Consider the following 24,184-nt stretch of genomic DNA (forward strand, 5'->3'; position numbering starts at 1 on the left):
AGGGTAAACTATCTCAATGGCTTACGCAGACGCAAAAGATCGTGCGAACGCGTAGTCAAATCTTAATTTCATGCTATAGCAGTATTAGCAAGCGCACAAAAACTCTGCGCCGCGGTGCCGCACGAATATTGCAGTGCCGCAGCCTCGCGAGACGAGGCAAAAATGGGGCATCGGAGGAAGTACCAATGACAGAAAAAACAAATAAGGGTCGATCCAAGACCGAAGGCGATGCAATCGTCATCAAGAAATATGCGAACCGCCGCCTATATAACACCGCCACGTCATCCTATGTGACGCTCGATTTTTTGGCCGAAATGGTCAAAAACGGCGAGGATTTTGTCGTCTATGACGCGAAATCCGGTGAAGATATCACGCGGTCTGTCTTAACCCAGATCATTTTCGAAGAGGAAAGCAAGGGCCAGAATTTGCTGCCAATTCAATTCCTGCGGCAGTTGATCAAATTTTACGGCGACAGCCTTCAATCTTTCGTGCCGTCTTATCTTGAGATGAGCATGGACAGCTTTACGAAAAATCAGGACGAGATGCGCGACCGCATGCGCGAGACGTTTGGTGCCGCGCCCGGTTTTTCGATGTTCGAAGATAGCGTTCGCAAAAATATGGAACTCTACGAACAGGCGATGAAAATGTTCTCGCCGCTTGGCCCGGCCTATACGCCACAAAAGAGCGCCGCATCAGCACCCGCTGGAAAAGAAAGCGATGCTGATATCGACGCGCTTAAATCACAAGTGGAAGCGCTTCAGAAAAAGCTCGACCGGCTCGAAAGCGAAGACTAAACCGCGCGGCAATTATCCGCGTTCAACGCTACGCTGAGGCGCATCGTTCGGTGCGCCCTCAGGTAGCCAGTCCGGCGTAATTTCAGGCTTACCAATCATAAAGCCCTGAAGGTAATCGACACCCAGCCCTTTCAGCAACATGGCGTCGGCTTCGTTGTCGACCCATTCCGCAACGGTTTTCATACCGAAATTGCGCGCGAGATCGAGCAGGGTACGGACGAAAAGCTGGTTTTCCCGTGAAGACGAAACGCCAGTGACGAAGGACCCGTCAATCTTGAGGATATCGATATCCATTGCTTTGAGATTGCGGAACGAGGTGTAACCCGCTCCAAAATCGTCGATACCGAACGAACAACCAAGGCGTTTAATCTCTGAGACGAACTCAATCGTCGCATCGATCGAGTCGATAATCTGGGTTTCCGTCAACTCGACAGTGATGCGGTTTGTAAATTCCTGATGGGCGCGCAACAGAGCGATATAACCTTCTGCCCAAACGAAATCCTTCACCGTTTCCATGGAAATATTCACATTGAGATGAATATTCGGACACACGGCAAGCGTATTCAATGCCAATTCCAGAACACGCCGATCAAGCAGGTGAACAAGCCCCAAACGCTCAGCCGCCGGAATAAATTCCGGTGCAGGCACAAGCTGGCCGTCCTCGCCATGCATACGGATCAGGCATTCAAACTTGGCCGGCACTTCATCAAGATCGCCAACGATTGGCTGGAATGCGAGCCGAACACGGCGTTCGTTCAGCGCGGTCAGAATAACGTCTGACATATGTGTGTTGCGCCGACGCATGCTGACGACGTCGGTTTTGTCCGTAAACAATGACCAACTTGATTTACCGATACGCTTGGCGGCGTCCAGTGCCGCTTCTGCGCGGGTCATGGTTTCGTTTGTTGTTGTCGCTTGTTCAGGCAAGCTGACTGCGCCCAGCGAAACCGATGCTGCGACCGCGCCGCTTTTTGTGTTCACGACATTTTCGCGAACGACGTTTAACAGCCTTACACAAACCTGACGCAACTCTTCCGCATCACAATCATTAATGATGATACCGAATTTCGTTCCCGCAACCCGGCCGATACGGTCCTTCGGCCCTAACACACCGGAAAGCCGCTGCGATGTTTCGACAATGACCTTGTCTGCGGCTTCGAAACCGAAATCCGCATTGATCGCGCCGACATCGTCGATCCCCGCCAGAATATAAGCCCCTGTTTGCTCACCGCTTTCGAGGCGCGCGATATGCGTTTCGAGGGTTTTGCGCAGATGGGCCCGGTTTAACAAACCGGTCAATTCGTCATTTAAAGCGAGCCAGGACAATTGCTCTTCGCGGCGCTTACGGCCTTCGATAGAGCGGATAACACTGATAAGCCGACGGTTCGGACCGGTACCGATCCATCCGCCACGCTCCTCGACCCAATGGCCTTTCCCGTCGGGACGGCGGAGCTGGTATTCGCAGGCATAGCTCGGGCGCTGGCCGACAAAGGCGGCAACCCGCGCTTCATCTTCATCGTCGAGAATGCACTCGGAAAACGCCGTGCCGGTCGATGCAATCTGATCGCGCGCGACACCGAAAATCCGCGAAGCGGCTTCGTCGTCCGACCATTTCAACGTGCCGTCATTCGGATCGAATTCGAACATCGTCTGCAAGCCGCGATCACTCGCATTCGCAGCCCCGTTACCACTCACATCAACATCCGCCAAAGCAGACGGATTCTGCTCGGCTGACGGGACAGAACTGTCCTGATTTTCAAACGGGAACGCCTCAGCGTTTTTTACCATTAATCCCACTCACACTTTTTACGAACGTACTATAGGTGCAAAGCCGTAAATAAAATTTGAAGCGAGCGAATTCGCACTTATATTATCTTCGGCACCGATTTTGCCTTGTAAGGCACGGTATGAAAGAAATACTTAACCAACCCGCTATTTGGGGCCGAAATTCAGCCCTACAGCGACTTGAAAAAGTCACTGAGCCAACAGGCTCGCGCGCATTGACGGTTCATTCAACCCCGCTTTTCTACGCGAATTGCCCAAATAGCTGGACTAAGTCAAAGCCCCATGAAAACAAACTGGCGCGGGTTTACCAACAAACAGAAACGCGTGCGTCCCAATTTGGTCCACACGCGCTTGATCGCTACGTATAAAATTGTTTCGTGGTGAGACAGTCCTCGTCAATCAAGACGTGACATCAGCTAAGCGCCACCACCACCGACAGCCAAATCACGCCGCGCTGTTACCGTGGTCACGATAAACCCGGCCATGAAATCAAGAAATGTCATCGACAGGAAAAGGAAGAAGACCGAGTTTCCGAACCCTTTGACGATGATGAAAAGCAAAAGCGACACGATGAATACGACAACCGACAGGGCGTGATTCATGATCGAATCTGACCCGGTTTTCGTTGCGCGCAGTAATTCGACAAATAACAGCCCCATACTCGCGAGCAAGAAAACGTCACCCCAGCTGACGCTCCAAGTCTCGCCTGAGACCATCGGCAATTCGACAAAAACGATTTCATACCATAGCGGCCCGGCAGCACCGGTTAGCGCCAACACCGCATAAACAATCAGGCTGACCGCCAATAATGGAAACATTTGATACATAGTCCGAAATCCTTCTCTCTCGCCGATACCAAGACCAATGGCGTCGACATCCCCTCTTTTCCCTATAGCTTAGCACGGCTCGCGACGCGCGCCAAAAATGGTAAACAACTGGTAAATTATGGTTGTTCTGTGATTTTTCCGGGCGATTTCGCCCGTGCGCGGAGCCACATCACCCCAAAAAGGTCGCGAACCGCAACGAGTGCGCGCCCGATATTGGTGTATTTTGATACGCCATGCGCCCGCGCGCGGTGGGACACCGGCATGAAGACGACCTTGAACCCTTCGCGCCGGATCAGCGCCGGCAAATAGCGATGCATGTGATCGAAATAGGGCAGCCGCAAAAATGCCTCGCGCCGAAAAACCTTGAGCCCGCAGCCCGTATCCGCCGCGCCGTCATCGAGCAATTTCTGCCGGATCGCATTCGCCGCCCGCGACGCCCATTTTTTTGCACGGCTATCCTGACGTTTCTGCCGTTCGCCCGCGGCCATCGCAACATCCGGATCTGCATCCATCAGCACACGGTAAAGCGCGGGGATATGAACCGGATCGTTTTGGCCGTCGCCATCAAGCATGGCCACAATATCCGCCCGCGCGGCCAACACACCGGTTCTGATTGCGCGGCTTTGCCCTGCATTTTGTTCATGGCACAGAATGCGCAGTTGCGGATGAATCTTTCGCGCCGCCCGCAATTCCGCCCGCGTTTCATCCGTCGAAGCATCATCGATAATGATGATCTCATGCTCAAATTCTGCCAATGCCGCAGCAATTTCATCCACAAGCGTAGAAGCGCCGCCGGCTTCGTTCAGCATCGGCGCGATCACACTAATAATAGGATGTCGGTTTTCACTTTGATTCATTGGCCAATGCTCATAACTGATCCGTGGCCAATGGTCACCCTATTCTCTTTGGCCGATAGACAAGACAAATGCATATAGACCTTTTACTATAATCCATCCATGGGGGCATATTGACGATGGATTTAAGACAAGGCACGTCATCCGTGCGTCTAGGCATTGTGGGGCTTTTTGCCTTGGTCACGGCCTTTGCCGGGCTTTGGTCACTACCGCCGCTTGACCGAGACGAAGCCCGCTTTGCGCAGGCCACGGTGCAGATGCTTGAAAGCGAAGACTATATCGTCATGCGTTTTCAAGATCGTGAGCGCAACAAAAAGCCCGCGGGTATTTATTGGTTGCAAGCGGCGAGTGTGAAACTCTTTTCATCGGTCGAATCCCGGGAGATCTGGGTCTATCGCATTCCCTCGATGATCGGTGTGGTGATCGCTGCGATTTTCACCGCATTGGCCGGGGCCAGACTTTTTGACGGACGCACCGGGTTTCTGGCTGGGCTATTCATCGCAAGTGCACCTCTGGTTGCCGCCGAAGGAACGATTGCAAAGACCGATGGCGTCTTGCTGGGATTAATCTGTGTAGCGCAGTTTGCGTTCCTGACTGTTTACCGACGAACCTTGAGTACAAATACGGGCGACAGCAAACCAACAGGTTGGCGTTGGCCATTGGTGTTCTGGTTATCGCAGGGTGCCGCAATTTTGATCAAAGGACCGATTGCGCCGCTCGTGGCATTGTTAACGGGCGCGGGCTTATCGACTGGCCGAAAACGGTTTGGCTGGATCTGGCCGATGCGACCGATCACCGGCGTGATCATCCTTTTACTGATGATTAGCCCTTGGGCCTATGCGATCTGGTCAGCGACCGAGGGCCGTTTCTTTACCGAGGCGATTGGCAATGACATGCTCGGGAAAGTCGGCAATGCGCAAGAAGGGCATGCGGGTGGTCCGGGCTATCATTTCATTTTGCTTTGGCCACTTTTTTGGCCCGCTACGGCTTTGGTGCTGAGCGGCTTTGCGCGTGCATGGGGCGGGCGCGATCAATGGAATATGCGGTTTTTGCTGGCTTGGATTATCCCGGCATGGATCGTTTTTGAACTGGCGGGTACAAAACTCCCGCATTATGTCATGCCGCTTTATCCCGCACTGGCCATTCTTGCGGCCTATGCGGCGACGGACATCGTGCGAAATACCCTTCCAGAAAAAATTGGCCCGATAATTTACTGCGTGGTCGGATTGATTGCGGCTGGTCTCGTCGCCGCCCTTCCGGTTTTCTTTAGCGATATGGCAATGTCCATGCTTTGCTTTGGCGTTAGTGGTGTCATCGCCCTCGCAACGATTTTCATCACCATGCTCTATTGGCGCAAAAAATCTTATGAGGCCGGGATCGCCTCCGCCGTCTTGGCCTCGCTTTATGCCTGGACATTAATGACCGTAATTTTGCCGAGCCTGTCGGATCTTGCGGTTTCGCCCCGAATGTCAACTGCGCTCGAATTGGCGGATCGACATCCCATTCGCGACAATCAGCTCCCTGTGGCCATTGCGGGCTATTCCGAACCTTCAGCTGTTTTCCTTTTGGGAACTGCCACCAAGCTGACAAATGCCGCCAATGCGGCAACGCTTTTGAAGACCGGCAAGGTAATCGCGGCCATCATCGAAGAAAGACATAAACAAGAGTTTATGTTTGAACTCGCCGAAAGCCCGGTAAAGACTCTTGCTGTTATTGACGGTCTAAATTACTCCAATGGGAAAACCGTAACACTTACCATTTATATTCGCAGCTTCTGACCTTTGCGAATTGGCAGTGCATGACAAAAGACAATATCAGCACCACGACCACACCACTTTGGTGTAATTTCTGGGCGATTGCCACCGCATTGACCCTTGCGCGCATTCTGACTCTGGTGTTCTCACCCGCAGAAATTGGCCCCGACGAAGCACAATATTGGTATTGGTCCCGCGATCTGGACTTTGGCTATTATTCAAAACCGCCAATGATCGCATGGGCAATCGCCGCAACGACCGATTTATTCGGCAATGCCCCTTGGGCGGTTCGGCTGTCAGCGCCATTATTCCACCTTGGCACGGCAAGTTTTCTTTACCTTGCCGGCGGCCAACTGTTCAGTAAGCGAATTGCATTCTGGACGGGGCTTGGATGGCTCACGTTACCGGGCGGTATTCTCTCTTCATTCGTTATCACCACCGATGCGCCTTTATTATTTTTCTGGTCGGGCGCGATTTATTTCCTCGCGCGTACCTCTGAGGGCGCGAAAAATCGTGCGCTCAATTTTGCAGCACTCGGGGTAATGATCGGCCTCGGCCTGTTATCGAAATATGCAATGGTCTATTTCGTCGTCGGATTGGGCGTGATGTTCATGATCGCGCCGTTGCGTAAATCGCTATTGCGCCCTGAACTGGCGGCGACCCTATTCATTGCCTTTGCGTTGTTCCTGCCGAACATCATCTGGAACAGCCAGAACGATTTCCAAACCCTCAGCCACACCGCGGACAATGCCAATTGGGGGGCTTCCATGTTCAAGCCGCTAAACCTGTTGGAATTCACGGCGGGTCAGTTTGCGGTATTTGGTATCATTCCGTTCAGCGTGTTAATCTATCTAACCGCAAAAAGCCGCCAATGGCGTACCCAAGAGGATTCGTCAAAGGCATTGATGCTCCTGGTTTTGGCCCTGACGCCGCTTTGTATCGTTGCCATTCAGGCATTCCTATCACGCGCCCATGCCAATTGGGCCGCGGCGTCTTACCCGGCGGCGATATTGTTGGTGACCTGGTTTCTAACCACCACTGGTAGAGCGTATTTGGTGAAAATCAGCGTCGCCTTGCATGTCGCGCTCGCGATTTGTTTCATGATCGGCATGCTGAATTTCAATCTGATTGATCGGATTGGTCTTTCAGAACCGATCAAAGACCTACGCGGCTGGCAGGAACAGACTGACAATATTACCGCCAAGGCCCACGGCTTTGACGCAATCGTCGTGGATGATCGTTATTTAATCGGCGAGATGCTCTACCATCAGCGTATGACAACCCTACCGATTGTGGCGATCGACCCGAACAGCAATATCGATAATCACTTCGAAGCCTTTCTCGCCTTTGATCCGTCGCGGGCGTCAAAAGTCTTGTTTGTTACAACCCGCGATGATTCTGCGCATGTTGATTACCGCTTTGGCAGCATAGAGCCCATGGGCGTCAGCACAGCCGAGATCGGACCCGACGCCACCCGTCGCTATACGCTTTTCGCCCTTGAGGATTATTACGAACCCGGCAGCCGATAAATCAGCGTTCGGATTGCCGTTTCGACAATGATCGCGCGCGACGCAACCCGCGCTCGCCGCGCCGCATACCAAAGCCCACAAGCCGCAGCGCCTTTAGAATAGCGCGTTTAACGAACAACAAGCCGAACGATACCCAAAGCGCCGCATCCACCAACCACAGAAACGGGCGCGGATAGGCATTTGAAAAATGCTTATGAAAATAGCGAATGATGCCGGCGGTTTTTCGCGCTTCGATACGCACCGGATTAGCGCGGCTCGAACTTTTGAAATGAACAACCGGAACATGCGGGTTGAAATAAACCGTGCCGCCCGCATCCGAAAAGCGCAGACAAAAATCGACATCTTCGACATGCATGAAATAATGCTCATCCATGCCGTCAATCGCCATATAATCAGCAAGCGGTAAAAACATGACCGCGCCAGAAATTGTCGGCACGTCGATGACCTCGTCCGGGCATGCGCTTGTATGCATGTTAAAGCGCTGGAAATAAGGATGTTGTGGCGCGAGCCGATAAAGTCGGGTTGCCTCGACAAAGGCGCGGCCGGGGGTCAGAACCCGGCGCCGCGATCCTTGTTGTTCGACCCCATCGGGACCGACTAACTTTGCCCCCATCAGCCAAGGGCGCTCAAGCTCTTCGGCGTCAACGAGCATTTGCGCGATTCCGCCATCCGGCATGATCGCATCGGGATTGAAAATCAAAACATAGTCGGACTGGGCCAGACGCGCACCCAGATTGCACCCGGCAGCAAAACCAATATTGCCATGCCCAGAGATGACGCGAACCAACGCGGTGCAATCGCTATCATTGATGGCCGCGTCGATATCGCCGTCGAAATTGCCGTTATCAACGAGAATGATTTCAGTGATTTCCGGTTGCTGGCCCAAACTTGCCAGTGACCGCGCCAACACCGGTCCGGTGAAATAACTGACGACCACCGCAGTGACCGAAGGCGTTCTCTCTTGGCCCGGCTCCACGCCCATCACTCCTTAGCGCTTTTCAAGCGAATGCAGGAGCGCAACACCGCTTGCTGCGAGCGCCATCGCAGCCATGCGCCAGACCTGCCACAAACTGCCTTCCACTGTAACGGAAACCAGTATCGCCGCAAACGCGCCCACAGACGCCGCGCTAACCGCCTTTGAAAGGTTTGCGCGCAGCAACGTGATCAGGCCGTAATAAAGAAATATCGTAAGTGCCGCGATCCCCGGCACACCTAGCTCAAGCCAGACCTGAATAAAGACATTATGCGGATGATTAGGGCTGACGGACACGGGCAAGGGCATGCCCGGCACGTCGATTCTTGGCGCAACTTCTTTGAACATGCGCGCATAATCCGCGCCGTGGCCAAACGGCAAACCGCCAATGCTTTCTGTTGCCGTGGCTTTCCAGATCGCCAATCGGTGCATCAATGAGGCAATTGCCGCTTTCCTATCCGCAGAGGCCTCACTCTCGACATAGGTATAGATTGCATCCACCGGTATAAACATTGCCGCAATCGGAAAGGCGAACAGCACAGCAATTGCGCCGCAGGCTGAGATTTTGAGCGCCGTGCGCGGTATCGCCAAGGCAACCATGGTCGCCGCCATACCGATCAGGATCGCAACCACATTCGCGGTCACATCATTGAGAGCCGCAGCGATCAATCCAAGGATCACCGCAAGCACCGCCGCCGGTTTTGACCATAACCTGACCGCAATCGCGGCTGCAGGAAACAAGGCCGGCGTTAGCGCCGTGACCCCACGGGCAAGCGCAATCGTATCACGCGAAGGGTCAGCCTCTTGCGGCGGTAACAAGCCGCGCAAAACACCGCCGCTCGCACCCTCAAGCGCTAGAACAACCATGCCGCCGACGATGGCCAATAAGAATGCCCGCCCCAGTCGCCATGCCCAGATGCGCGAAAGATTGAGCGCATACCAGGTGACGCTGCCGCCGACCAACACCGGCGCAAGAACATAAAGCGCCAATCCGAAATGATGTTTGGGCGACCAGAAGCCAGATAGGAAAATCCAGAAACAGAAAAACAAAATGGCGGTAAAGCCCGCAAATTTTGGATCTTTCAAACTTGGGTTATCGAACAGTTTGCCAAAGGCCGCCTGCCAAAAATCACCGCGCGCAAAGGCCGGTAAACTCGCTAGCAACAACCATGGCGCGAGACCGCGATGACCAAACACCGCCGTTAAGGGCAATAGAAAAAACAAGCCGTAGAATAAACGACGGCTTGCCTTATCGCGCTTATCTCGCCAACTCAGTTCCATAACGGAACGCTAGATGGATTTGAGATCAGGGGCCAGCGCTTCCTCAGCCAGCGATGTTTTTGCAGCATCGAGGGTCATCGATTCCTGATCTTTCGACCCCAATCGGCGGAGGGATACTTTTTTCTCTTCCGCTTCGCGCGCACCAACAACAGCGATGACCGGCACTTTCGCATGGGAGTGTTCGCGGACTTTGTAATTGATCTTTTCGGCCCGTGTATCGAGATCCACTCGAAGCCCCGCGGCGCGCAATTCATCGGCAACTTCGCGGGCATAATCATCGGCCGCTGACGTAATCGTTGTTACGACCACCTGCACCGGCGCGAGCCATAATGGCAAACGTCCTGCATAATGCTCAATCAGTAGACCAATGAAGCGTTCGAAAGTACCAAATACCGCCCGGTGCAGCATGACCGGACGCTGGCGACCACCGCTTTCATCCACATAGCTGGCATCAAGCCGTTCCGGCAGCACATAATCGAGCTGGAACGTCCCGGCCTGCCATGTACGACCAATCGCATCCGTCAAATGGAACTCAAGTTTCGGTCCGTAGAACGCGCCTTCGCCCTCGGCGATTTCGAATTCAAGCCCGGCGGAGGTCAATGCATCGGAAAGCGCCTTTTCCGCGAGGTCCCATGTGGCATCATCGCCTGCACGCATTTCTGGCCGCGTTGCGAGTTTATAAGCGATATCGGTCATGCCCATATCGTTATAAACGCGGGCAAATAACTCGAGGAAACGCTTGGTTTCTTCGGTGATCTGGTCTTCGCGACAGAAAATATGCGCATCATCTTGCGTCATCTGACGTACACGCATCAAACCGTGCAGCGCGCCATGAGCTTCGTTCCGGTGGCAGCATCCAAACTCCGCCATGCGGATCGGCAAGTCGCGATAGGACTTGATGCCCTGTTTGAAAATCTGCACATGCGCCGGACAGTTCATCGGCTTGAGCGCCATCAAATCGGCCTCGCCGGTCAAAACCGGGCCTTCGTCCTCAGTTGACGGGATCTCATCGGGCACCACAAACATGTTCTCGCGGAACTTGCCCCAGTGGCCAGAAATTTCCCACAATTTCGAATCCAGCAATTGCGGCGTTTTCACTTCGCTATATCCGTCCGCATCAAGACGACGGCGAATATAGGCTTCAAGCTGCCGCCAGACGAGATATCCCTTGGCATGCCAGAAGACCGAGCCTTGCGCCTCTTGCTGGAAGTGGAATAGATCCATCTCGCGGCCAAGCTTCCGGTGATCGCGCTTTTCCGCCTCTTCGAGCCGTGTGAGATAAGCTTTAAGGTCTTTCTCATTGGTCCAGGCGGTCCCATAGATCCGCTGCAGCATCGCATTGCGATGATCGCCGCGCCAATAGGCACCAGCAACCTTCATCAGCTTGAACGCCTTGCCAATATGCTTTGTAGACGGAAGATGCGGCCCGCGACACAAATCATGCCAATCGCCGTGATAATAGATTTTGACATCTTCACCTTCGGGCAGATCAGCAATGATCTCGGCTTTGTAATGTTCGCCAATATCCTTGAAGTGCTTGATCGCTTCATCACGATCCCAGACTTCTTTGCGGGTCAAGCGGCCTTCTTCGACGATTTCGCTCATGCGTTTTTCGATCGCCGCAAGGTCATCAGACGAAAACGGCTCGTCGCGCGCGAAATCGTAAAAGAACCCGTCCTCGATATTCGGCCCGATCGTTACCTGTGTGCCGGGAAATAGCTCCTGCACCGCCTGCGCCAAAAGGTGCGCCGTATCATGGCGGATGATGTCGAGTGCGTCTTCATGATCGCGCGTGATGATCTCGACGCTTGCATCATCTGTAATCTCACCAAAGAGGTCGCGGACTTCGCCGTCGACCTTCACCGCCAATGATTTCTTGGCGAGGGATTTCGAGATATTCTCAGCGATCTCGGTGCCGGTCACGGGACCGTCAAATTGGCGAACGGAACCGTCAGGCAAAGTAATGGCGACCATGGTCATTTTCTCGTTTATTGCAGGCGCAAAATAGTCCTGTCACTTCCCAAAGTGCGGACCATTCGTCAAGCGCAGGAGTGATGTTTGCTGGCTATTGGTCGTGATCGGGGCTTTTTCCATCATCAAGCGGGCCATTTCGCACGCTCCATGACCAATCGCCGAGCCGCCAAAACCGCCACCCGACCTTTGGCGTCGTCGTGGGCACCGGGTCAAACCCGCTCGACCCGAAGGGGTGACAGCGCAAAAGGCGCGACAGGGAAAGCCAGAAGGCCCGGCCCAATCGGTGGCGACTAAAGGCTTCGCGCGCATATTGCGAACAACTCGGCTCATGCCGGCAGCGAACCCCCAGAAAATAAAACAGCGGCGATAACGAGCGGCGGTAAAGCCAAATCGCTCCGATGGCGATATTCCCGGCAATCCCTGAGCGCGGCTGCGTCATAAATTCATGGCTTTCGTGATTTTCTAGGGGAGAAATAAGCGCGAATTGACCGTTCGCCAAGGCAACTGCTTGCAATCTTGCGCCAGCACGTTACGCAGTCCGGCAAAGTTCAGGTTTAATCTCATGTCACGCATCAAAACCCGCTTCGATCAATTACGCGCCGAAAATCGCGCGGCCTTCATTCCTTTCGTCATGGCTGGCGACCCGGATACGGAAACGTCGCTGGAATTGCTGAAAAAGCTGCCCGGCGCGGGGGCAGACCTGATTGAGCTTGGCGTCGCCTTCACCGACCCGATGGCGGATGGCCCCTCAGTGGCCGCAGCGGGCCTGAGAGCGCTCGAAAGCGGGCAAACCTTGCGTAAAACGCTTGATATGGTTCGGTCATTTCGCACCCAAGATGATGAAACACCGATCATTCTCATGGGCTATTACAACCCGTTTTACGCCTATGGGCCCCAGCAATTCGTGGCTGACGCCAAGGCAACTGGTGTTGACGGCTTGATCATCGTTGATCTGCCGCCGGAAGAAGACGAGGAACTATGCCTGCCGGCGCGGGCAGCGGGACTTGATTTCATCCGCTTGGCGACGCCCACAACCGATGATGCGCGCCTGCCTTCAGTGGTGAAAAATACTTCTGGCTTCGTCTATTACGTCTCCGTCGCGGGCATCACCGGAAAAGCGGCCGGTGAGAAAGCCATTGTCGAGGACGCGCTCAATCGCATTCGGGCAGCATCTGGCTTGCCTGCGGCCGTTGGTTTCGGTATCAAAACAGCTGAAAAAGCTAAAGAATTCGCCGGTTTTGCCGACGCCGTCGTGGTTGGCTCTGCCTTGGTCGATGAATTCGCTAAAGCCCTTGAAGCGCACCCCGGTGAGGCCGATAATGCTATTAACGCCGTTTTGACACTGGCATCGGATATTTCAGGGGCAATTCGCGCCGCACGGAAATAGATAAGAACCCTTCTACAGGAAAATAAACAAGGAAAGCGCTGTCGTATATGAGTTGGCTGTCGAACATCCCTCCGGGCATCAAGAATATTTTCAACCGCAAAGATGACGGCTCGGATTCTTTATGGACCAAATGTCCCGGTTGCGGGGAAATGGTGTTCCAACGCGATCTCGACGCTTCCAATCAAGTGTGCCCTTCTTGCGATCACCACCTTGCAATCGGCCCGGCTGAACGCCTTGCGATGGTATTTGACGACGGTAAATTCGAAGACATCGAACTTCCCGATCCTGTTATGGATCCGCTGAAATTCCGCGATGAAAAAAAATATGTCGATCGCCTGAAAGACAATCGTCGTAAAACAGGCCAGCAAGACGCAATGCGCGCGGCCTTTGGCAAGATTGACGGTGCCCAAGCGGTCGTCGCAGTGCAGAATTTCAAATTCATGGGCGGATCAATGGGCATGGCCCTTGGTGAAGCGATGCTGAAAGCCGCAGAGACGGCAGTTGAAAAACGTGCGCCGCTTATCGTGTTTGCCGCATCCGGCGGCGCGCGAATGCAGGAAGGCATTTTGTCATTGATGCAAATGCCGCGCACGACCATTGCCGTTCAAATGGTCAAGGAAGCTGGCTTGCCTTATATCGTTGTCCTCACCAATCCGACGACCGGTGGTGTGACGGCCTCTTACGCCATGTTGGGCGATGTAAACTTGGCGGAACCTAGCGCATTGATTTGCTTCGCCGGCCCACGGGTTATTGAACAGACGATCCGCGAAAAACTGCCTGAAGGCTTTCAGCGTGCTGAATTTCTCGAAGAAAAAGGCATGGTGGATATGGTGGTGCGTCGTGGCGACATGAAATCCACGCTGGCGCGGCTCGTTCGGGTGTTGTTAAACGACCGCCAGAGCGCCGCATCGCAAGGCAAAGCCACGACCGAACTGGTTGCGGCCAACAGCGAAGACAAAGCTTCGCCCAGCCCAAAAGCGCGCAAAACAGTGACGCCGAAACCGCCACAAAAGCTGGATAAAGCCGCAGAATAATTCTGCGCCCAGACATTTAAGGACCCTGTCCGTTGAGCAAGGTTGAAACCACGCTCGCAAAGATTGCGAGCCGACGCCCCGTTATCATCGATCTCTCGCTCGACAGGGTCTACGCAGCTTTGGCGCGCCTTGGCGACCCTCAGAAAAAGCTCCCGCCCGTTATCCATGTCGCTGGCACGAACGGCAAAGGCTCGACGGTTGCCTTTATTCGCGCAGCGCTCGAAGCAGCCGGTAAATCCGTACACGTCTATACCTCACCGCACCTCGTTCGCTTTAACGAGCGGATTGTTCTGGCCGGGCAACAAATTAGCGATGATGCGCTCATCGATGCGTTGGAAGAGACCGACAAAGCGATGGGTGACGACCATCTCACCTATTTTGAAACCACAACCTGCGCGGCACTTTTAGCATTCTCCAGAACACCCGCCGACTATGCGATTATCGAAGTTGGCTTGGGCGGCAGGCTTGATGCGACCAATGTTTTTGACGACCCGTTGATCACTATCGTAACACCGGTCGATCTCGATCATCAGTCTTTTCTTGGCGACACAATTGGCGAAGTCGCCGGCGAGAAGGCAGGCATTTTCAGGCGCAATCGCTCGGCCGTCATCGCAAAGCAAACGCCGGAAGCCATGGCCGTGTTACAACGCCACGCACAAAAGGTCGGTGCAAAAATTCATGCGTTCGGCGAGCAATGGAATGTTCACTCCGAACACGGACGGCTTATTTATCAAGATGATGATGGGCTGTGCGATCTTGATCTGCCGCGCCTAGCCGGTGCCCATCAAATTGAAAATGCAGGAACGGCAATTGCCGCGCTCCGCGCAGGTGGCATCGCCATTGATGAAACCGCGATGTCAACCGGGCTACAAAGCGCGAAATGGCCTGCGCGCATGCAGCGCCTGACGAGCGGCCCAATCGTCGATCTTGCGCGGCAATCACTGGGGGCAGATCCCGAAATCTGGCTTGATGGCGGCCATAACCCCCATGCCGGACGGGCAATCGCTGCGGTCATTGCCGATTTCGAGGCACGGAACGCAAAACCGCTGGTGATGATCGCAGGGATGCAGGCCAATAAAGATGCTGCTGGCTATTTCGCGAATTTTTCCGGGCTTGTGCGATCGGTCTTTTGTGTTGCTGCGGATCACGATGGGGTGATGCGCCCCGATGAAGTGGCAAACGCCGCAACCAAGGCTGGCCTTTCTGCCACGCACTACGCATCGCTTACGGACGCCATCAAAGCAGCATGTGCGCAAAATAAAAACGAGCCGCCGAGAATTCTCATCGGCGGCTCGCTATATCTTGCGGGGGAAATTCTGCGCGAAAACGCTTAGGCCGCAGCCTCTTTCAGAACTTCATCAATCCACGCAGCAATCTGGCTTTTCGGTGCCGCGCCCACGCGGGTCGCGATATGTTCACCACCAGAGAAAATCATCAGGGTCGGAATTCCGCGCACGCCGTATTTCCCAGGCGTTTCAGGGTTTTCGTCAATATTCACTTTTGCGATATTGATCTTGCCGTCATATTCAGTCGAAATTTCCTCGAGCGCTGGCGCAATCTGCTTACAAGGGCCACACCATTCCGCCCAGAAATCAATCAGCACAGTGTCGCCAGAGGTAAGGACATCGTCGGCAAAGCTGGCATCGGTTACATTTTTAATCGTCATGGCTCGGTTACTCCTGAATGCGCCGTTTAATCCAGTTTGCTGGATCGGTAGAGTGCAAGATAGACGCTGAGCGCAGGGTTTCAACCCATAGACTTTATGCGCGCGAAGGCGTGATCGAGAATTTCCCCTGGCAGCTCCATCAATCGCGCATCAAACGTCCATAGCAATGCACAGATGATCTCATGTTCAGGATAGATTTCCTGTAGCAAGGCGCGATAGGCCGCCATCTGCGCCACATAAGTGGGATCAACCTTTACCACATCATGGGGTGGCGGGCGGTTGGTTTTATAATCCACAACCAGCACTTGTTTTTCGGTTATCACCAATCGGTCAATTTGACCATTGATCCGCAAATCCGCAGGCGCATTGGCAGGGCGTCCGACAATCGGCACCTCGGCGCGCGAGCCCGGCGCGAATACGGCAGAAAATTTTTCATCGGTCAAAACCGTCAAAACTTCGTCGCGCCATAAATCCCGCTCATCCGGACTTACAGTCTGCGCAAGGCGCGCCAATAGCCGGTCCGCCGCTTCTGAACGCACCTCTGCTGCAACCTCCGGCAATAGCTCAAGGAGGCGGTGTATAATCCGGCCACGGAAATATTTGTCGCCGCCGCTTTCGCCGAGCACTGGTGAATAGGCTGGTGCTTGCGCTTCTAAATCCTCTTCACCCAATAGCTTCGATGGCGTCAATCGCTGTCCGCGCCCTTCGGCGGGGGCTTTTTCAAACATCCAATCGGGCGCGGCGAGTGCACTTGTCGTCTCTATCGCTTTTTCCGAAGGCTTTACCTTTGCCGTTTGTGGACAGCTAATCCGCATAACGGGGCTGTCGTCATTCGGCCAAAACCCTTCCGCGCCAATTTTTGCCCGTTTGCCCAACCGCTCAAACGCGTCAATCGATAACGCATGCCAGGATTTAACGCCCGTTTCCTTATCGTTTGGATTTTTGTTGTTGCCTTGCTGAACGCCGCAAATATAGAGCCGATCACGGGCGCGGGTTGCCGCTACATAAAACAGGCGACGATATTCTTCATAGTCTTGTTGCAATTTCTCTTGGCGGGCGCGGTCGGTCAGGTCGACATCATTCGTCTTTGACCCCGCGAGAAGCGTTAATCCATCGGGCAAGTTTGTGCCGCTTGGGGGCGCAAATAATGGACCGACATTTGCTGATCGAACCTCGCGATGCGCATCGAGTAAGAAGACAACATCGGCCTCTAACCCCTTTGCGCCATGTACCGTCATGACACGAACTGCATCATTCTGGCGGTCCATCTCGCGTTTGATATCCGTCGCTGATTTTTCAAACCATGACAAAAATTCGCGCAAAGAGCGGGGAGAAGCGTTTTCAAAATCGATGGCCTGGCGCAGCAATTCATCCATGGCATCACTGCTCACCTCTCCCAACCGGCGATAAAATCGCTGCCGCCCCGAAGGCGTACCGGTTTCCAGAATATGATTGAAAAAGGCGAATGGGCCTTGCTGCCTTGCGATATCGCGCGCAAGGGAAATTTCATCGAAAGCCGTTTTCCATTTCGGATTTTCGCTCGCTCGTTTGCGTAACTCTGCCCACAAACTATATTCCCTGTCATAGGCAAGCGGGAACAGATCATTGTCGTCATCAAAACCGAAAAGCGGGCTTTTTAAAATTTCGGCCAGCGATAAATCATCCGATTGATTGAGTGCGAACCGCGCATAGGACAACAGATCCTCAATCACCGGGTCTTCGAGCAATACCAAACGGTCGGGCCCCGCGACCGGCACTCCCTGGGCCGATAGGCGTTGAATGACTTCGCGGAAAAGCGTGCTCCGGCTTTGCACCAATATCATGATATCGCCGGGCCTGATGGGCTTGCCGCTCGATTGTAAAATCTCATCGCGATCAAGCCAGCCTTTTATGGTCGAAGCAATTTTCTCGCAAAGCACCCTGACCGGATGATCACCCGCCGGTGCATCAACGGGGGCATCCCAGACATTGACTGTCTCACTCTCGGGGCGCGGCGTTAACGGCCACAGCTCAACCAGCCCCGCCTGCCCTTCGCGGCAAACGCCATGTTCCGGGATCGGAAATTCACCAAGCCCTTCAGCCGCTTCCTTGTCTGAAAAAACTTCATCGACAAATTTGAGAACCGGCTCTGTCGTTCGGAAGGACATTTTGAGCTTGAGATTTTTATAGTCGGTTACCGCCTCAAGACGTCGGCCAAGATCAATTTCTTTTGCCTGAAACAGCCCGACATCCGCCCCTTGAAATGAATAGATCGACTGTTTCATATCACCAACAGCGAAGAAACTGCGCTGATCAAGCCGCGCCCCAGCGCCGCTAAAATAATCCTCAAACAGGCTTTCAACCACAGCCCATTGGTTGGGGCTGGTATCTTGTGCTTCGTCGATCAAGATATGATCGACGCCATAATCGAGCTTGAACATGATCCAAGCGGAATTAACGCGGCTGAAAAGCTGTCGTGTACGAACAATCAAATCATCGAAATCAAGCGCCGCTCGATCGGATTTCGCGGCAGCGTATATGTCAAAAAGCGCCTTACAAAGACGGAAATGGGCGGCTGTATCCTGAAAAAACGCAAGCTTCTTTAACTGGCGCAATGTATCTTCGAAATCTTGCGCCAACTGTTTCAGAAATGGCCCAACCCATGGATCGACCTTATCGGTCGCCGCTGTCGCAATTCGACTGCGCAATTTGCTGCGATCCGCAGTCAAAAGAAAAGCGCAAAGAATGTCCCATTTCTCGTCCGCGCCCGACGCCGAAAAATAAGGGGCGAGTCTTTTGGCTGCGTCTTGTGGCTGTTTTCCATCCGCCGCGAGACCGTTATGCGCGCATTGAAGGTCATCCTTTGATAAACGCCCTATGAAATCTGCCTTGATCTGATCCTCGCTTAGCTTTGGATCGATCAGCAACTCCCGCCCCAAGGCCGCCAGCGCGGCATCGACGTCAATATCCTCAAGCGTTGGCTTTAGCCCCGACAACAACAGATCACGCAGCGACTTTTCTTTTCGTGTGGCCGAGAGGCGCGTAAATGCCGCGCGCAATTGCGGATCGTCGTCAGCCCGGATCGCCAGCGCATCAAGGGCGCTGTTCCGCATGCCCAAGGCTTGCGCATCCTCGATAACGGTGAACCCCGGTGGAGCCCCGGCTTCAATCGGAAAGCGCCGCAAAACGCTCTCACAAAAAGAATGGATCGTCTGGATTTTCAATCCGCCCGGTGTTTCTAGCGCTCTCGCAAATAGCCGCCGCGCTTGGGCCAATTGATCGGGCGTCTTTTCTTCGGCATCATCGCCTTCGATTTCCTTTAGCGCTTCGATCAACTCATTATCGCTCGCCAACGCCCATTCACCAAGCACCGAGAAAAGCCGCTCCGCCATCTCAGCGGCCGCCGCTTTGGTGAATGTAATACACAGGATCTTTTCCGGCTCAGCGCCAGACAGCAAGAGCCGGGCAACGCGGTTTGTCAGTACCCGTGTTTTTCCTGATCCGGCATTGGCCATCACGAATACTGATCGCGCGGGATGCGCCGCATGGCGTTGGTTATCAGTTGTTTCCTGAAGCGGGGTCATTCGTCACCTCCGCCCTGCGCATTGCGTTCACGTCTTCGAGCGAGGTGATCATAATCACCAAAACTATCCGTATATTGCGGGCGCGGCTGAGAAATATATGCGTTTTCGGCATTTGAAAAATGCAACAATAACGAGAAAAGACCGTCGCGCGTATCGGCGATCAATTTTGCGGCATCATCGCCCGTTGCGCGGGACGGACGATCTTTTTCTTTTCGGTCCAGCACTTTGATATATTCAAACCCATCGACCGGCGCCGCGCCGAGTGATGAAAAACCACCCTTTTCGACGATAAAACCCGTGAGCGAAAGCTGCGGGCTGAATTTCTGCTGCATACTGAGCGTTGGTGGATCACCGGTCTTGTAATCGATGATAAAAGCACCGCCCGTTGCGCGCATATCAATCCGGTCCGCCCGTGCCGATAGCGTATAATCCGTGCCGTCGAGCTGAAACGTATATTCGCCCTTACCTTCCAGAACCGCCGGCGCGCCCAGCGCCCGTTGCTCTTCATCCCAACGCGCAAGCCACGCGCAGGCGTCTTCAACGCGCTGTCGCCAGAATGCGTGATGATGGGGTTCATAGCCATATTCGGGTGCGTATTCGTCGAACAACTGGAGCAGCTTTTCTTTACCTGCTGCCGCATCCGACTCCGGGGCTTTTGCGTAATCCTCCATAATTTTATGGAACAGATTACCCACATGCCGCGCGTCAAACTCTTCACCCAACGGGTCGAGCTTTCGTAAGCGCAAAATCCGCTGCGCATAAATCGCATAAGGGTCGCGTAAAAGCTTTTCAATCGCTGTTACCGGGAAAGCCGTGGGCCGGGCCTCAACAGGCGGACGCGGAGAAGGTGCACCGATGAGCGCTATTTCAGACGGCTTATCAAGCAAATCAGCCAGGCCTTCAAAGGTCCTGGTTTGGTCAACCTGATCAAGAACCGAAGCCCCTTTTAAAATATTCTTGAGCCTGACCATCCAGCGCGAAGGCTTAGTCGGCTTGCCGCCCGCACGGGTTGAACGCACCAGCATCACTTCGGGTGACGCAGAAAGCTGCGCAAAGTCATGGGCCGCAAGGCCAATGCGCCGCTCGGGCGAAGGCAACCCTAATTCCCTTCGCATGGGCCGAGAGAGGAATGGATCAATCGCCGCGTCGCGCGGCCAAACGCTTTCATTAAGGCCGCCAAGGATGACAACATCCGCAGATTGCATACGCGCTTCGAGCGGGCCGAGAATCGACAAGCGCGGATGCGCCGGTTCGCGCCGACGCACGGCCCCGCCGGCGATCAACCGCGTGAAAATTTCCGGATATTCGGTTGACTGATCATTTTGAATTAAGCCCAGACTGTCACGCAATATAGCGAGAAGGCTAGCGCCTTCTTCACCGTCATCACCGCGCCACAAACGGTCCTCGCCTTGTTCTTCATCACTCGCGCAAAGTATTTCACTCGCGCGAAGATGGCTCTCAAATCGATCAGAGAAACTTTCAGAAGCGTCTGGCCATAAAGCGGCCGCTTGTTCGAGCGTTGAAAACAACGTCGCGAGCGGCGGTGCAATGTCGCCACGTTGTTCAAGCCGTTTGCGCAATCCCTCTATATTTTTTTGCGGCCTTAGGCCCCGCAACACACGGTCCATCTCGCCAATGGCGCGGGCACGGTCTTTGCCGTTAAGGCCGCCGCCAAAGCGTGAATGGTCAAGCATCGCCATCAAATGAACCGGATTGGCGACATCGCTGAGCCAGGCCGCAACCAATCGCAGGAAAATACCACATGGCGTATTGGCAAAGGGCGCACCGGCGGAATCGTCAACGATCACATCCCAGCGGCGCATCTTAATCGCGACGCGCCGGGCGAGGTCACGATCTGGTGTGACGAGCATTGCCGTGCGATCCGGCTGATTGACGACTTCACGCAATTTCAGCGCAATGATCGATGCTTCGCGCTCTTCATCCTTGGCCTCAACCAAGCTTAACCCCTCAATGCCATTCGTAATGGCAGACCGGTCTGCTTTGGTGTTTTCTGCCCATTCGCGCCAATCATCCGACGCACCGGCCGGCCGCAAGGCCATAGTCACAAGATCCGTTCGCGGAGGGATATTGCCTAAATCCGAACCGGGCCAGGGCCGGATGTCACCGCGCAGCACGTCGAGATTATCAATCAGCGCCTTGAGGCCGCTTTGCGGATGCGGCTCGTCAACGGCGTCCCAGACATGGGACGGCGACCAGAAATCAAGCCCCGGTAAAACCACACAGCCAAAGGGAAAAGACGCCACCGCTTTCATCATCTGGCCGACCGCAGGGGTTGAACCGGTCGTACCGGCAATAATGACCGGATGGTTTGGCGGCGTTTCGAGCCAGCGATTGGTTTGTTTCTTTATGAGGGCAATGCGCCGGGCCGCGGGGTCTGACAGGGATTGCTCCGCAAGATAGTCAGGCCACAACTCGGTGACGATTTTGAGAAACTCAAGCGACCCTTGCCAATGTTCAGCCAACCCATCGGGAACGATATCACCCAGCTTCGCGGCATCGACCTCTTCCGTATAAAGAGAATCGAGCAGCTTTCCCAACTCATCCGCCGCGGAGATGGCCCCGGCCCAGCGATGTTGACCGTCAAAGAATACCCGTTCGCGCTCGGCGATCAGGCGAGCCAGAATTAAGCGCCGATTGGCCGATGAAATCGCCGGTAGCAACGACAACTCATCCTCAATGGTCGCGCCGATATCATCGACCAGAAATTCATCTTCGTCGATATCGCCGAGCGCGCGGATGTGTGGTGTCAGGGCCGCATTTGTGCCCGCTGCCGCTAAAAATGCCTCGGATAAGGCACGCGCCGCCCGCCGTGTCGGCAGATAGATCAGTGCATCAGCGACGGAAAAATCCTCGGCAGTGATGGAGGCCGTTAGGGTTTGCGCCAGATCTTGCAAAAACGGTCTGCCCGGCGCGATCGAAAAATAGCGCGGCGCTGTAGATTTAAAAATGTCCTGATCCGCCGTCACCCTAAACGACGCTCCGCCTTCTCAAACCCATCTGGATCCCCCACATGCAACCAGTCACCGTCATAGATTGTACCGAAAAGACGTCCGCGGCTAGCCGCGCGTTCCCACAAAACGCGTGTTGAGAACGCCCCCTCTGACCCTTCATCGATCAATTCTTGCGAAATGATTTGAAGACCAGTAAAAACGAAGGGCGCTGTATCTTTTTTTCGAAGCTGTATTTGTCCGTCAACGGAGCGGTTGAAATCGCCCTTGCCATCATAGCCGCTGGTTCGTTCGATCGGCACCAACAAAAGAAGAGCATCCATCTGAACGCTATCCCAGACACTCGCCAGCGCCGAACAGGCATCCGGCCCGTCGCTATCGATCATGATGGCGTCAGTATTCGTGCAAAAAATCGGCCCATCCCGGAATAATCCACGCGCCTTCTTTAAGCCCCCGCCCGTTTCCAACAAGGCATCACGCTCATCCGAGATGATGATCTCCGGCGTGGTCCGGCCTTCTACATGGCGCTCGACTTGATCGGCGAGATAATGAACATTGACCACCGCCCGCTCAACGCCCGCATCGGCGAAACGATCCAGGGCGTAATCAATCATGGCCTTGCCCGCGACCTTTATAAGGGGTTTTGGGCAATCATCCGTAAGCGGACGCATACGCGTTCCCAACCCCGCAGCAAGAACCATTGCGGATTGCGGCATAAAATTTGTCATGCAAGCCCCGGAAAGTGTTTTTCAAAAAACGGCCTGAGCGGCGCGAGCGCCGGACGTTCAAGATCGCGGCCGAAATGCGCCTCTACCCGCGGCAAAAGATTGAGATAGGCGGGTTTATTATCCCGTTTGGCAAGGCGCGCAAAAATCCCGAGGATTTTTGCATTTCGCTGCGCCGCTAATATCGCATAATCGCGGTCAAACTGTGCCTTATCGCCCGGCACCTGGTCCTGATAATAGGCGATCATCTGGGCCGCCAGCGCAGGGTCGACATCACGGCGCGCATCTTCGAGCAGGGAAACAATGTCATAGGCCGCATGACCATAAAGCGCATCCTGAAAATCTATGACGCCAACCTTTGCCGCCCCTTCACGCTTGGGCAACCAGAGCAAATTTTCCGCATGGTAATCACGCAATACGAATGTATTCGGAACAGATAGCCCGGTCAGAACTTCTGACCACATGCTTTTGTACTCTGTACAAATATCAATATTGGCCGCTTCGCCATGCTTTAGCGGCCAATACCAGTCAATAAGCAATTGGGTTTCGGTTTCAAGCGCCAGATGATCATAGTCGAGCATCGAATAGTGATCATTTTCAACGGGCGAAAGTGGGGTTTTGTGTAACCGGACCAAGGCGTCAATCGCCGCGCGATAAAGTGTTTCCTCTTCGATCGCGCCAACCACGCGCGCAAACAGGTCGTCTCCGAGATCTTCGAGCAAGGCAAACCCGTTTGCCGCATCCGCCGCAAGAACCGACGGGGCCGATAGTCCGGCCTTGTTCAAGGCATCGGCCAATGCAACAAAAGCATGCAAATTTGGGCCGGCGAGCCGCGCCATCGCATTATACCCAAGCGAAATTCGGGTCGCTTCATCCGCATTTTTCGGACAGCACGGAGCCTCAGCCCCCGGCGGCGCAATCATCAAAATTGCCGTCTTTCCAGCCCGCTCAAGACGCTCGTAACGACGGGTCGACGCATCACCGGCAAGCGGAAAAATGGCAGCGTCCCCCCAACCGGCGGCCGCCAGCAAGTCGTCTTTGACATCGGTTTTCTTTATATTCGTCATGC

At 54.3% G+C, this 24,184-nt stretch carries 18 protein-coding genes; 6 read left to right on the top strand and 12 right to left on the bottom strand.

Annotated features, from left to right (window positions below):
• Positions 1–185: 185 nt before the first annotated feature.
• The gene (gene phaR / locus ABFZ83_RS11160; protein ID WP_411816631.1) at positions 186–794 is read left to right on the top strand and encodes a polyhydroxyalkanoate synthesis repressor PhaR; all 609 of its coding nucleotides are present in this window, start codon (positions 186–188) and stop codon (positions 792–794) included.
• 12 nt (positions 795–806) lie between these two features.
• Here phaR and ABFZ83_RS11165 read toward each other — a convergent pair whose 3' ends face one another.
• The 3 genes from ABFZ83_RS11165 to ABFZ83_RS11175 all read right to left on the bottom strand — a co-directional run bounded on the left by ABFZ83_RS11165 (position 807) and on the right by ABFZ83_RS11175 (position 4,263).
• Positions 807–2,582: a putative bifunctional diguanylate cyclase/phosphodiesterase gene (locus ABFZ83_RS11165; protein ID WP_411816632.1), complete on the bottom strand. Its 1,776-nt coding sequence runs from the start codon at positions 2,580–2,582 to the stop codon at positions 807–809.
• 413 nt (positions 2,583–2,995) lie between these two features.
• A complete protein-coding gene (locus ABFZ83_RS11170; protein WP_411816633.1) occupies positions 2,996–3,406 on the bottom strand; it encodes a hypothetical protein in 411 nt (136 codons plus the stop codon).
• A 116-nt stretch (positions 3,407–3,522) separates the two neighbouring features.
• The gene (locus tag ABFZ83_RS11175; RefSeq protein ID WP_411816634.1) at positions 3,523–4,263 is read right to left on the bottom strand and encodes a glycosyltransferase family 2 protein; all 741 of its coding nucleotides are present in this window, start codon (positions 4,261–4,263) and stop codon (positions 3,523–3,525) included.
• A 116-nt stretch (positions 4,264–4,379) separates the two neighbouring features.
• Between ABFZ83_RS11175 and ABFZ83_RS11180 the strand changes: the two genes are divergently transcribed.
• On the top strand, positions 4,380–6,038 hold the full coding sequence (locus ABFZ83_RS11180; protein ID WP_411816635.1) for an ArnT family glycosyltransferase: 1,659 nt from the start codon (positions 4,380–4,382) through the stop codon (positions 6,036–6,038).
• 20 nt (positions 6,039–6,058) lie between these two features.
• Complete coding sequence (locus ABFZ83_RS11185; protein ID WP_411816636.1) at positions 6,059–7,543, top strand: ArnT family glycosyltransferase; 1,485 nt, start codon at positions 6,059–6,061, stop codon at positions 7,541–7,543.
• Between the two features lies 1 nt (position 7,544).
• Here ABFZ83_RS11185 and ABFZ83_RS11190 read toward each other — a convergent pair whose 3' ends face one another.
• From ABFZ83_RS11190 to yidD, 4 genes are all read right to left on the bottom strand, one after another.
• Positions 7,545–8,525, bottom strand: a complete 981-nt coding sequence (locus tag ABFZ83_RS11190; protein WP_411818827.1) for a glycosyltransferase — start codon at positions 8,523–8,525, stop codon at positions 7,545–7,547.
• Between the two features lie 6 nt (positions 8,526–8,531).
• Entirely contained in the window at positions 8,532–9,797 is a 1,266-nt protein-coding gene (locus ABFZ83_RS11195; RefSeq protein ID WP_411816637.1) for an O-antigen ligase family protein, read from the bottom strand.
• 9 nt (positions 9,798–9,806) lie between these two features.
• A complete protein-coding gene (gene thrS, locus ABFZ83_RS11200) occupies positions 9,807–11,771 on the bottom strand; it encodes a threonine--tRNA ligase (protein WP_411818828.1) in 1,965 nt (654 codons plus the stop codon).
• 91 nt (positions 11,772–11,862) lie between these two features.
• Positions 11,863–12,210 (bottom strand): membrane protein insertion efficiency factor YidD, encoded by a 348-nt coding sequence (gene yidD, locus ABFZ83_RS11205; protein WP_411816638.1) that lies wholly within the window; start codon positions 12,208–12,210, stop codon positions 11,863–11,865.
• Positions 12,211–12,333: 123 nt separating this feature from the next.
• Between yidD and trpA the strand changes: the two genes are divergently transcribed.
• From trpA to ABFZ83_RS11220, 3 genes are read left to right on the top strand one after another with little or no spacing between them, the layout of a single operon-like run.
• Complete coding sequence (trpA, locus tag ABFZ83_RS11210; RefSeq protein WP_411816639.1) at positions 12,334–13,158, top strand: tryptophan synthase subunit alpha; 825 nt, start codon at positions 12,334–12,336, stop codon at positions 13,156–13,158.
• Between the two features lie 47 nt (positions 13,159–13,205).
• Positions 13,206–14,192, top strand: coding sequence for an acetyl-CoA carboxylase, carboxyltransferase subunit beta (accD, locus tag ABFZ83_RS11215; RefSeq protein WP_411816640.1), 987 nt, complete (start codon positions 13,206–13,208; stop codon positions 14,190–14,192).
• Between the two features lie 32 nt (positions 14,193–14,224).
• The gene (locus ABFZ83_RS11220; RefSeq protein ID WP_411816641.1) at positions 14,225–15,526 is read left to right on the top strand and encodes a bifunctional folylpolyglutamate synthase/dihydrofolate synthase; all 1,302 of its coding nucleotides are present in this window, start codon (positions 14,225–14,227) and stop codon (positions 15,524–15,526) included.
• Here the strand turns inward: ABFZ83_RS11220 and trxA are convergent.
• From trxA to ABFZ83_RS11245, 5 genes are all read right to left on the bottom strand, one after another.
• Positions 15,523–15,858 (bottom strand): thioredoxin, encoded by a 336-nt coding sequence (gene trxA, locus ABFZ83_RS11225; protein WP_411816642.1) that lies wholly within the window; start codon positions 15,856–15,858, stop codon positions 15,523–15,525. The two genes, ABFZ83_RS11220 and trxA, sit on opposite strands and share 4 nt — an antisense overlap.
• 80 nt (positions 15,859–15,938) lie before the next feature.
• On the bottom strand, positions 15,939–19,421 hold the full coding sequence (gene addA, locus ABFZ83_RS11230) for a double-strand break repair helicase AddA (RefSeq protein ID WP_411816643.1): 3,483 nt from the start codon (positions 19,419–19,421) through the stop codon (positions 15,939–15,941).
• Positions 19,418–22,408, bottom strand: a complete 2,991-nt coding sequence (gene addB / locus ABFZ83_RS11235; RefSeq protein WP_411816644.1) for a double-strand break repair protein AddB — start codon at positions 22,406–22,408, stop codon at positions 19,418–19,420. Before addB ends, addA begins: the two co-directional genes overlap by 4 nt.
• The gene (locus tag ABFZ83_RS11240) at positions 22,405–23,118 is read right to left on the bottom strand and encodes a nucleotidyltransferase family protein (protein ID WP_411816645.1); all 714 of its coding nucleotides are present in this window, start codon (positions 23,116–23,118) and stop codon (positions 22,405–22,407) included. The genes addB and ABFZ83_RS11240 overlap by 4 nt, the downstream gene beginning before the upstream one ends.
• A complete protein-coding gene (locus ABFZ83_RS11245; RefSeq protein ID WP_411816646.1) occupies positions 23,115–24,182 on the bottom strand; it encodes an aminoglycoside phosphotransferase family protein in 1,068 nt (355 codons plus the stop codon). Before ABFZ83_RS11245 ends, ABFZ83_RS11240 begins: the two co-directional genes overlap by 4 nt.
• Positions 24,183–24,184: the final 2 nt, after the last annotated feature.

It is taken from the genome of Hyphococcus formosus, assembly GCF_046736345.1.
Lineage (GTDB): Bacteria > Pseudomonadota > Alphaproteobacteria > Caulobacterales > Parvularculaceae > Hyphococcus > Hyphococcus formosus.

Excerpts from the sequence above, each read along its gene's own strand:
- ABFZ83_RS11185 (WP_411816636.1), top strand. The coding sequence starts at position 6,059 with ATGACAAAAGACAATATCAGCACCACGACCACACCACTTTGGTGTAAT.
- ABFZ83_RS11175 (WP_411816634.1), bottom strand. The coding sequence starts at position 4,263 with ATGAATCAAAGTGAAAACCGACATCCTATTATTAGTGTGATCGCGCCG.
- ABFZ83_RS11190 (WP_411818827.1), bottom strand. The coding sequence starts at position 8,525 with ATGGGCGTGGAGCCGGGCCAAGAGAGAACGCCTTCGGTCACTGCGGTG.
- ABFZ83_RS11245 (WP_411816646.1), bottom strand. The coding sequence starts at position 24,182 with ATGACGAATATAAAGAAAACCGATGTCAAAGACGACTTGCTGGCGGCC.
- ABFZ83_RS11165 (WP_411816632.1), bottom strand. The coding sequence starts at position 2,582 with ATGGTAAAAAACGCTGAGGCGTTCCCGTTTGAAAATCAGGACAGTTCT.
- ABFZ83_RS11170 (WP_411816633.1), bottom strand. The coding sequence starts at position 3,406 with ATGTATCAAATGTTTCCATTATTGGCGGTCAGCCTGATTGTTTATGCG.
- ABFZ83_RS11195 (WP_411816637.1), bottom strand. The coding sequence starts at position 9,797 with ATGGAACTGAGTTGGCGAGATAAGCGCGATAAGGCAAGCCGTCGTTTA.
- yidD (WP_411816638.1), bottom strand. The coding sequence starts at position 12,210 with ATGACGCAGCCGCGCTCAGGGATTGCCGGGAATATCGCCATCGGAGCG.
- thrS (WP_411818828.1), bottom strand. The coding sequence starts at position 11,771 with ATGGTCGCCATTACTTTGCCTGACGGTTCCGTTCGCCAATTTGACGGT.
- trpA (WP_411816639.1), top strand. The coding sequence starts at position 12,334 with ATGTCACGCATCAAAACCCGCTTCGATCAATTACGCGCCGAAAATCGC.
- addA (WP_411816643.1), bottom strand. The coding sequence starts at position 19,421 with ATGACCCCGCTTCAGGAAACAACTGATAACCAACGCCATGCGGCGCAT.
- ABFZ83_RS11180 (WP_411816635.1), top strand. The coding sequence starts at position 4,380 with ATGGATTTAAGACAAGGCACGTCATCCGTGCGTCTAGGCATTGTGGGG.
- accD (WP_411816640.1), top strand. The coding sequence starts at position 13,206 with ATGAGTTGGCTGTCGAACATCCCTCCGGGCATCAAGAATATTTTCAAC.
- ABFZ83_RS11240 (WP_411816645.1), bottom strand. The coding sequence starts at position 23,118 with ATGACAAATTTTATGCCGCAATCCGCAATGGTTCTTGCTGCGGGGTTG.
- phaR (WP_411816631.1), top strand. The coding sequence starts at position 186 with ATGACAGAAAAAACAAATAAGGGTCGATCCAAGACCGAAGGCGATGCA.
- trxA (WP_411816642.1), bottom strand. The coding sequence starts at position 15,858 with ATGACGATTAAAAATGTAACCGATGCCAGCTTTGCCGACGATGTCCTT.